Origin of the sequence: Kitasatospora sp. NPDC059327, assembly GCF_042752535.1 — a bacterium.
GTDB lineage: Bacteria > Actinomycetota > Actinomycetes > Streptomycetales > Streptomycetaceae > Kitasatospora.
In genome coordinates, this window is sequence record NZ_JBHYYB010000184.1 from 1 (window position 1) to 9,468 (window position 9,468).

Sequence of the window (9,468 nt, forward strand, 5' to 3'; positions counted from 1 at the left end):
TGTGGGTGGGGACGGTGCTTGGCCCGTCTGGTCAAGGGGCTCGACGGCCCTGGCCCGCATCAGGGCTCCGCACCGTCCCCGGGTGCCCATTAGGCCCGTATGCGCCGGGACCTGGGCCTGCTGCGGCCCGGCGACGAAGTCGCCGTCGACCTGCGCACGCTGACGACCCACCGCACCGACCTGGTCTGCGACCGCACCCGCCAGATCAACCGGCTCCGGGCTCAACTGCTGGAGATCTTCCCGGCGTTGGAGCGGGCACTGGAGCTGACCAACAAGGGCCCGGTGGTCCTGCTGACGGGTCACCAGACGCCTGCGGCCATCCGCCGAAGTGGGGCGAAGCGCATCGAGACGTGGCTGCGCAACCGCAAAGTTCGCAGCGCGGCCGGACTCGCCGCGACTGCGGTCGAGGCGGCCGAAACCCAGCACACAGCCCTGCCGGGGGAGAAACTGGCCGCCTCCATGGTGGCCCGCCTCGCGAAGGGGGTGATGGCCCTCGATGAGGAGATCGCGGAGATCGACGCCCTGATCGAGGCCCGGCTTCGCGAGCACCCGCACGCCGAGGTGATCCTCAGCCTGCCCGGCATGGGCAAGCAGCTGGGTGCCATGTTCCTCGCCGCGACCGGCGGCGACATGGACGCCTTCGGCAGCGCGGATCGGCTTGCCGGATACGCCGGCCTGGCACCGGCCCCACGCGACTCCGGCCGCGTCAGCGGCAACCTCCGCCGGCCCCGCCGCTTCCATCGCGGCCTGCTCAACGCGATGTACCTCTCCGCGCTCTCCAGCCTCAAGAACTGCCCGGCCTCGAAGGCGTACTACCAACGCAAACGCGCCGAGGGGAAGGGCCACAAGCAGGCGCTGCTGGCGCTCGCGCGTCGCCGCGTCAATGTCCTGTGGGCCATGATCCGTGACGGAGCGTGCTACCAAGCCGCACCACCTGCTATGGCGACGGCTTGACATCAGCATTGGGAAGCCTTTCGCTACGCGGCGGTGGTGGCGGCGGTGGGGAGCGGGACGTGGACCCTGTGGGGCTGGTCGGCGGCGTGGGCGAGGTCGAGCCATGCGGTGAGGGTGGAGCCGTAGGTGCGGCGAAGGTGGTGCTGTTCCTGTTCGGTCAGTCCGTCGTAGTAGGCGCGCAGGAGGGAGGGGTAGTCGGTGCCGAAGTGGGTGGCGAAGAAGGCGTTGTCGACGAGGTAGAGCTGTACGGGGGTGCCGCCGCGGCGGGCGCGGCCGGCGAGTTGGATCATGTCGACGAGGATTCCGGCGAGGATTTCGATCTTGAGAAACTGGGGGAGCCGGGAGAGCATCGGGCTGGCGGCCAGCAGTTGGTACATGCGTTTGTGGGCGGCACGGCTCTGCTGGGCGAGCATGCGGGCGGGGTCCGGCCCGGCGCGGCCTGCGTTGATTCCGGCGGCGCCGAGGCTGGCGTACATCGCGGTCGGTGAGTGCAGGTCGGCGGGCGGGCGGGTGGCGACCCAGACGGAGGCGAGGGCGGATTGGTCGCTTCCGGGGATGAGGATGTTCAGGGCCCTGGCGACCAGGCGCATCGGCGCGCAGACCACCTTGACCTCGGGGTGGGTGAAGGGGAGGTCTTCGAGCTGGTCGACGGTGATCATGACGATGCCGGCGGGGACGGCGACTCCGCCCGGCGGCCCGTCTTTCGGGATGACCACGGCGATCCACGACGGGTCGGGGATCGTGGAGACGATGCCGGCGGCGAGGAGCATGGCCTGGCTGTAGGCGTTGGAGACCACCAGTGCGCGGGCCCGGTCAGGTTCGCGGTTGTCCAGCTCGCGCAGGTGCTCGGAGAGGCGGTCCGTCCACAGGCGCGCGCCGAGGTCGCGGAGTTTGGCGGGTTTGTCGGCCTGGTCCTGGCCGCCGATGGCGATGGGGTTCCAACCACCAGCGGTGTCGGAGACGTTGCCTGGGCGGGCGGTGACCGCTCCGGGGGTCGCGTCCGTCATCACGTAGGCCGGCAGGGTGTGCAGGTGCTCCTTGGCCGCGCCGGGGAAGTAGGCGGTCGCGGACAGCGCGAGCACACTGCGTTCGACGCCGGCGGTGGCCAGGGCGATGGTGCCGCCGAGCTGGATGGTGCTGGTGTGCGGGTCACCGCTGAGTGCCTGCACGGCGAGGCGGCCGCCGCCGCGCTGGTCCTTCTCCACCTTGAAGCCGATCAGCTGGTAGCCCAGCGGCCCGAACGGCAGGGCTGGGTTGTTGGTGAAGGTTCCCAGGGCTTGAGCCAGGTCGCGGCCGGCGGTCATCTGCTCGCGGCGCCCCATGCCCGCCAGTGCAGCCTTGAGGTGGCGCAGTCCCTGGTGCAGGCTGCCCAGCCAGGAACGGACCAGCAGCGCGTTGGTGATTTCGAGGCGTTGGTGCTTGGGGATCCCCAGCTTGCCCAAGGCCGCGTCGATCTCGGTTTTCACCGGGGGCAGGGCGTCGTGGTTGGCGTTGCGGCTGACCGCCTTGTCCAGAAGCGCCGCAAGGTCGGCGTAGGCGGCGGGGGGTGGGTTCTTCTTCCTTTTCTTGCGGTCGGGGAAGATCCTGCGGAACTCCCGGTAGACGTCGTCGTCGATCGGCTGGGTGATGTCGACGTGCAGCAGCTTGTCGAGCAGCCAGCGGTCCCACGCGCCGGGGACGTGCCAGCCGGAGTTCAGCCGCTCGTCGTCATCGTGCTCGGCGGGGTCCAGCCACAGGTCACCTTCCAGGACGTAGTTGAGGAACTGCTCTCCCAGGCTGCGGGTCTTGAACAGGACGGGCACCAGGCGCCGGTCGCTGGCCGCGTCCAGGCGTTGGCGCTGCCGGTCGACTTCCACCAGCAGCGACGAGCCGTAGGATCCGCGGCTGGCCAGGGTGAACTCGTGAGAGCCCATCTCGCACCAGGTCTGCTGCATCCGGTCAACCTCGTCGACCATCAGCACCGAGCAGCGGCGCATCAGGAACTCCAGGAGGCTGATGCGGCCCAGTACGCCCTGGTCCGTCTCCACCGGGACCGACACCACCCCGCCCAGCAGGTTGTGGTGGTTGGTGACGATCACGTCCGCGGTCACGGCTTCGCGCAGCAGGGCGTACTTGCCGCACACGCCAAGGCGCGGGCAGACGGACGTGCTTCCCAGCTCCTCGCTCTCGCCCGCCTCAAGGGCCGGCCGCAGGGACAGGCACGGCTCGGACCCGCGCTCCACCTGCTCGCCGGCGGCGAGCCAGCCGGAGAGCTCGCAGCCGTAGGCCAGTTCCTCGAACCGCTCCTGGCGGCCTTGGACGAGGGCGCGCCCGGCCTGTTCGGCCAGCCGGCGACCGGATACCAGCGGGACGACCTTCAGTGTGGGGTGGGCGGCGGCGAACTCCGCCGCAGTCCGGCAGACGAGGTCGTCGTCCTGCCGGATCTGTTCGGCGAGGGTGTGCTGTGCGAGCTCTTCCTCGGCCTCGTTCATGTGCTCGGCGTTGCTCAGGCTCTCGTGGATCTGTCCGACGACGACCGCCACCGGTCCGGTCCGGTGCCGGGCCAGGAGCGGCGCGGCGGCCCGGAGCAGGACGGACTTCCCCACGCCGGTCGGCGCGTTGACGACCGTCGCCTTGCCTGCCGGCATCCGCAACCGGGTGGCCTCGCGGCCCTCGGTGTCGAGCAGCCGGCCGAAGAAGCGGCCCATCAGCCCTGGTTTCCAGGCGTTGCGCTCGCTGGCGGCCGCCTGCCGTCCCACCGCCCTGAGCACATGGCGGCGCGAGAGGACGGCCTCTTCCCGGTACGGGGCGGTGCGCACGCGCAGCGGCGCGATACCGGCTTCGCCTTCCCCGTCCGGGATCGTGACGACGGAGTCCTTGCCGAACAGCCAGTTCCCGGCGGTGGCCACGGGCTGGGGGCCACGGCTGCCGTAGTGGATCTCCTCGGCCTCTCGCAGCAGGCCCCGTACAAGCAGCAGCGGCTGCTGGGCGTGGGTGGCCAGCAGGTACTCCGCCTTGCGGTGCGCGACACCGGGCGGCAGTTGGTACAGGCTGTCCGAAAGGGAGGCCCACCAGCGCGCCAGCTGGTGGAACTCCTTGCTGTCGGCGAGCTCGGGAGGGCGCACGTGCCAGAACCTCCCGGCCATCTCCCGCACCCGGCGGGGCACCTTGGGCCACCTCTCCCACAAGTCGGGGCGGGCGGCGGCGAAGACGTGTGCCTGGTCGAGGGGCACGACCCGCCGCCCCGCAGTGTCGTTGAACCCGAAGTACTCGTCCGCCAGCGCCAGCGCGATGGACAGCGCCAGCTTCCGAAGCGCCCACTCCTCCTCGTCCTTGTCACTCACCGCGTCCCCCGGCAGCCCGCTTGACCTGGTCGACAATGCGCGTGAGCGTGAGCACCTTGATGCGCCGCTCCGCCAACTTCTGCTTGAGGTAATGCACCTCGTGGGCCTGGTGGTCGGGCACCACGATGTACACGGTGCGGCGCTTGGGCTCACGCTCCAGCAGCGCCTGGGCGAGCCCTTCGGCGGACGCCCAGTCCTTGGCATCCACCCACCACATGCGGGCTGGCCGGCCCGGCGCCGTGACCGTGATCCTCAAGTCGTACTCGTCGGGGCGCAGTTCACCCGGCCACATCTCCACCTCCACGTGCGCCCGGCCCTGCAACCGGTCACGCAGCTCGAGCTCCAGCAGGGTGGGCAGTGCCCCGTAGCGCCACACCGGACGGCTGAGTGCCAGATGGTCCGCACTGGCAGGAAGACCTGTGACACTGGGCGACGCCTTGCCCGTGCCCACCAGAAGCGGAGCCATCCCATGCCGGCCCGCCTCGCAGGAGAGGCGGTAGTGCACGCCCCGGGGCCGGTGTGCCTCGCAGCGCACCTCGACATCCTGGCCGGTGCGTGCAACCCTCATCGGCCAGCGGCACTTCGGGCACGGGTACCACCAGCCCTCCAGTTGGCACCACGGCCAGTCGCTGACCGGCTCGAAGAAGTCGAAGCGCATCCACAACCGGTCCCAGGTACGGCGCAGCGTCCGGAGCGGGCCGGCCGGGTGCTCGGCCAGCAGGGCTCTCGCCTGCCGGTACTCCTGCGGCTCAAGCCTGCGCATCACTTCGAACAGGCGCCGCTCCTCATGCTCCGCCCTGATACGGGGCCAGGACCAGTGGCGCTCCAGCGCGGCCTGCGGGACGAGATGCTCTCGGCACAGGTCCTCCAGGGCGTCACGCGCCAGTCCGTCCCCGTCCAGCAGGCGCAACTCGCCGAAGCCGTCTTCGACTTCGCCTGGCGGCAGGAGCCGATCGAGCGGGCCTCGCAGACCTCGGCGGAACTCGCGCATGCCCAACCGGGCTGCCCGGTCCGCCGGATGACAGGCGCGTAGCACTCCAAGGCAGTCCATCAGCACCGCCGACTGGTCCGCAGGTGTCAGCGCGCTGTTCGCCTCGGCTGACACGGCGAGGCAGCAGGCGGTCAGCGCCTGCTCGCGGCGAAGGCGCGGGCCGTCGTGTTCTCTCAACGCCACACGCATAAGATGGCACACGAACAAGATGTCGGGAAACTAGAGTTCTTTTGTGCACACACATTCCACCCGGACGGCCGACCACCCGCGCCTGTCACGCCCCTCGGCGGTCACCGACCGCCCGTGGCTGTGGGCCTCCGCACCCGGCTTCTGCTTCCCACTGCGCGAAGCACCCGCCACCCCGCATGGAAAGTGGCTCTGGTTCCTGCCCGTCCGCGCGCTCGACGCCGGCTGGCGCCTCGTCCAAGAGGCAGTGGAGGACGGAAAGCTCGGCCCAGGGGCCAAGGCCGCCACCCTCGGCAATCCCTTCGGCGGCGACCCCACCCGCCGCCCCGTCATCGTCTACACCGCCGACTGCACCGACGAAGACGACGTCACGCGGGTGCTGGCCACCCTGCGCGCCCTCGGCGTCAACGACGCACTCCCCTACAAGACCGACGAGGCCACCGCGCTCGGCGAGTACGGCGACCGAACCAGCCTGTACACCAGCCCTGCCGGCACTACCAAGGTCGTACGCCGCACCCCGCGGTACACAGCACCGGCCTGATCAACCACAGGCCCACGGGACCCGAACCGCCGGCTTCGTACTGCCCCTGAGGTGCCCGAAGGCGAGCCGGACAGCTGCGGGGGCATGGCTCCACGACCGAGCGGGACGCGGATCGCCTCCAGAATCCCGGGGCTGCGCCTCGCTACCCGCTGCCCGGAAGCGCAGCCCAAGGCACAGATCTCCAACAGCCAGCAGGCCGCGCCCACCGAGTTCGGGCTTGACTGGCACCAGCCAAGAAGTGGGGTGCGGCGGCAGTAGCGCCGGGGGCCGTCGAGGGAGCAGAAGGCGGTCAGGGCCGGCAGGTTGAGCCGTCGGTGGCCAGGGCTCGCAGTTCGTGCCGCAGTTGGGTGCTCTGCCGGCGCAGGTCGCTCAGCGGGGGCCCGGCCGGATCATCAGCCAGGTCAAGGCCGCGGTCGGTGTTGGTGGCCTGTCGCAGTGCCTCGATGACCTGCGATTGGTCGTTGGGTGCGGCGTGGGTGAGCATTCCCAGCCGACGGGCTTGCTCCCACAGTGGAGCGAGTGCACGGCGGGTCGCCGATTCGGCCCGCACGGCATCGGCGTAGGCCTCGTGTGCCTCTTCCGCTTCCCTGTGCATGGCGTGCGCTTGGGCTTGGGTTTGGGCCGGTGGGAGGGCGCCGATGAGGTAGGGCAGGGTGGTGCGGAGGATGGCGGGTGTCGCGCGTTCGCCTTGGCGGTGGAAAAGCAGGTTCTTGTTGGCGATCTCGCTCTGGCCCTGGAAGCAGAGCAGCGCGGCGTGCCTGATGTCCGCACCGGCGAGATGCCCGGTCGCGTTGTTCTCGCGGATGCCGATGCGTCGTCCCTGCTGCTCTCGAAGGGCCTCGGCGTCGAGTTCGGCCCTCAGCTCGTGATGGTCCAGCAGTTCCTGGTCCTGACTGAACCTCAGCATGGCCTGGTTGCGCGATGCCCGCTTGCGGCCGGGCACGGGCCTGGCGACGAAGGCCCGGCTGCCGTCCAGTTGGAACAGCGCGGCGTACCAGGAGACGGCAGTGGTGAGGGGCCCCATGGGCAAGGAGATGCCGTCATGGCCCAGGCAGTACTCGAGGATGTCGAGCAAGGAGCTCTTGCCGGTTGCCGATTCGCCCGTCACCACGTTGAGGGCACCGGGCGTGAAGGGGACGTCCCGGCGGTCACCGTGGTGGCTTTAGAGGCTGATCGCGAGCAGTTGCACCCAATCAGGGTGCCACGCCTAGAAGGGAAAACGCAGTGACGGTGTCAACCGTGGACAGCCATCCCCCCGCGGTCCTGGCCCGCTTGAGGATCTCGTCGAGCCCGACGGGAGCGTGCCCCGGCTCGCGGATCCGCCTGGCGGGTGCGCGCAGGCGGTCCTCGGCGAGCTCGAGGACCTCGTGCCGGAGGGCGAAACGCAAGCCCGCGCGGACCGGGTCCACCATGGCCTGCGCCTGGGCCGGGAACCCGGCGCGCAGGACAGGGTTCTTGCGGACGACCCAGGCAGCGAGCTGAACGGCTCCGGGACGGGCCGGCAGTGCCTCGCGTGTGCCGCGATGCAGGACGAGCGGGATCGCGAGGTAGGACAGCGCCCACGGCATGTCGGCGGCGGCGTGGGTGGAGCAGACGAGGGCGGCTTCGCGCAGGAGGCAGGCGATCAGGGCAGGGTTGAACATGGCGCTGGTCAGCGGCGGGCGTTCGCCCCATGCGGTGTCGACCCTGGGTGCCTGGTCCTGGCGGGTGGGTGGGAGGGTCATGGCTGCTCTCCCCGCAGGTCGGTGATGCGTTGTTCGTAGTCCACGTGCCAGCCGATGCGGCCCTCGTCGGCCAGGATGTGGCGCTGGCCGCGGGTGAAGTAGGCCTCATTGTAGTGCGGGCGGACACAGATCCCCGTCTTTTCCTGCAGGTCGCGCAGCAGCTTCCGCCCGGCGTGCTGCTTGACCTCCTCGCCAGCGTCGGCGCTGACTTCCATGGCCATCCACTCGAAGTCCCGGTCCCACTCGTCGACGAGTTCGTCTTGGACACGGTCCACTTCGCCTGGGGTCAGAAGGCCCTCGTCCAGGCAGCAGGATGGCCTGTGTGGAAGCCCGGTGAAAGTCGACGATTGCCCGTTGAAGGTTGCTGGGCGGGAACTTCACCCAGTGCATCTGCTGAACGAACAGCGCACTCGCGTTGTGATCGGCGACCTCGCTCGCGTCCACGTCCGCGAGTTGGAGGAAGGTCGGCAGGTCCTTGCGGGTGCAGCGGTCCCGGATCTCGGCAACCGCGGCGTGTGCGACACCCACCTCCACACCCGGCTGCGTACCGCGCAGCATGGCCAGCGCCTGCTGATCCCACCATTGCCACACCTGCGCCAGGAACGGGTCCTCGTGCCCTGTGGGCAGGGTCCAGTACAGCTGCTCGCGCACACCTGCGGCGATGTCCTCAATGTGCTCAGACCCGTCCGCCACGCGGATCCTGGACAAGAACGTGCGCTGGCCGGCGGTTTTCAGCTGCAGAAACTGCTCACGGGATCGACGCGTGACACTTGACTGCGCGTCAAGTGCCACAGCGAGCAGGCACTCCAGAGCCCACTGCTCGTCACGCGGGTGTGCGCGCAGCGCTGCGGCGGCGGAGTTCTCGGCTGCGGTCTGCGTGGTCACGAGTACGAGCGTCGGGGACCCTGTCCGTCGGCTGGGCGGCATTGTCCATCCACACCTTCAGCGTCGACCACAGGTCGGGAGAATAGTCGGTCAGGGTGCGCTGCTGCTTCTGGTGATGCTTGAGCTGCAGCAGTTCCGTCGGGCTGCCGTTTCCCTCCCAGGCGATATCGTCATGAAGTTCCAAGGTGATCACCGCATCGGGGCGGCGGTCACCGGTGCGCAGCAGTTCCAGCAGCGCCCACCAGGTCTGGTGCTGGTAGCCGAGCGCGCTCGGAGCAGCGCCATGCGCGGCGTTCGCCACCGAGGAGCCCCTTTGCCCTGGAGCACGCTCCAGTCATCCACCGCAGGTTCACAGATCCGACCGTGCCATTATCGGCGCTTGGCGGAGACGGTCCAAGCGGGCAAGGTGCGGTGGATTTGCTCGCCGCGCATGACATGGCGTCAGTGTCATGGCCGTGTCGTGTCCGGCCAAACCTGTGATCCAGTCGGTTCTCATGGTCTGCGGAGCGCCGCACACCGGGCTAGCGCTACCTGCCGCTCGCGCAGGCCACTGCGGGAAGACGGCTGGTGCCGCCCCGCCGACTCGCTCGCATGGCGGTGTCAGCAGTCGGCGGCACCACCACCTGCCTGCCGGTCCGGTGGAGTCGCGGCCTGCCACGCCCGCATCGCCGGTCTCCGTGCCTGCCCCCGCGCGGCTTCCGGGCCTGCGGACGGTGGTGGCCGAACGGGTCGTGTGGATTGGCCGCTGCTGGGGGCCTTCCCTGACGGGCTAGTGTCCTGCACCTGAAATGTCAGCTCTAAGTCTGCGTCAGGTTTCAGTGGTCGGCGGGTTGATTTTGGTGAGGTAGTCGGCGAGGGAGTTGA

8 protein-coding genes and 1 pseudogene are annotated in these 9,468 nt (G+C 69.7%); 3 read left to right on the top strand and 6 right to left on the bottom strand.

Going from position 1 to position 9,468, the window contains the following annotated elements:
* Positions 1 to 93: 93 nt before the first annotated feature.
* Positions 94 to 954 (top strand): annotated as a pseudogene (locus ACFXHB_RS43490) (IS110 family transposase); the annotation flags it as partial.
* Between the two features lie 23 nt (positions 955 to 977).
* Here ACFXHB_RS43490 and ACFXHB_RS43495 read toward each other — a convergent pair.
* A complete protein-coding gene (locus ACFXHB_RS43495) occupies positions 978 to 4,277 on the bottom strand; it encodes a hypothetical protein (RefSeq protein WP_380582570.1) in 3,300 nt (1,099 codons plus the stop codon).
* Entirely contained in the window at positions 4,270 to 5,451 is a 1,182-nt protein-coding gene (locus ACFXHB_RS43500) for a hypothetical protein (protein ID WP_380582572.1), read from the bottom strand. Before ACFXHB_RS43500 ends, ACFXHB_RS43495 begins: the two co-directional genes overlap by 8 nt.
* Before the next feature lie 49 nt (positions 5,452 to 5,500).
* Between ACFXHB_RS43500 and ACFXHB_RS43505 the strand changes: the two genes are divergently transcribed.
* The gene (locus ACFXHB_RS43505; protein WP_380582574.1) at positions 5,501 to 5,995 is read left to right on the top strand and encodes a putative phosphothreonine lyase domain-containg protein; all 495 of its coding nucleotides are present in this window, start codon (positions 5,501 to 5,503) and stop codon (positions 5,993 to 5,995) included.
* Positions 5,996 to 6,284: 289 nt separating this feature from the next.
* Here the strand turns inward: ACFXHB_RS43505 and ACFXHB_RS43510 are convergent, their stop codons facing one another.
* The 3 genes from ACFXHB_RS43510 to ACFXHB_RS43520 form a co-directional block, all read right to left on the bottom strand.
* Positions 6,285 to 7,103, bottom strand: coding sequence for a hypothetical protein (locus tag ACFXHB_RS43510; RefSeq protein WP_380582576.1), 819 nt, complete (start codon positions 7,101 to 7,103; stop codon positions 6,285 to 6,287).
* 85 nt (positions 7,104 to 7,188) lie between these two features.
* Positions 7,189 to 7,719: a three component ABC system middle component gene (locus tag ACFXHB_RS43515; RefSeq protein WP_380582578.1), complete on the bottom strand. Its 531-nt coding sequence runs from the start codon at positions 7,717 to 7,719 to the stop codon at positions 7,189 to 7,191.
* Positions 7,716 to 8,024 carry an ABC-three component system protein gene (locus tag ACFXHB_RS43520; RefSeq protein WP_380582583.1) on the bottom strand — a complete coding sequence of 103 codons (309 nt, stop codon included), beginning with the start codon at positions 8,022 to 8,024 and terminating at the stop codon, positions 7,716 to 7,718. The genes ACFXHB_RS43515 and ACFXHB_RS43520 overlap by 4 nt, the downstream gene beginning before the upstream one ends.
* A gap of 28 nt (positions 8,025 to 8,052) precedes the next feature.
* Between ACFXHB_RS43520 and ACFXHB_RS43525 the strand changes: the two genes are divergently transcribed.
* Positions 8,053 to 8,493 (top strand): hypothetical protein, encoded by a 441-nt coding sequence (locus tag ACFXHB_RS43525; protein WP_380582580.1) that lies wholly within the window; start codon positions 8,053 to 8,055, stop codon positions 8,491 to 8,493.
* Positions 8,494 to 8,542: 49 nt separating this feature from the next.
* Here the strand turns inward: ACFXHB_RS43525 and ACFXHB_RS43530 are convergent, their stop codons facing one another.
* Entirely contained in the window at positions 8,543 to 8,905 is a 363-nt protein-coding gene (locus tag ACFXHB_RS43530; protein ID WP_380582581.1) for a hypothetical protein, read from the bottom strand.
* Positions 8,906 to 9,468 lie beyond the last annotated feature (563 nt).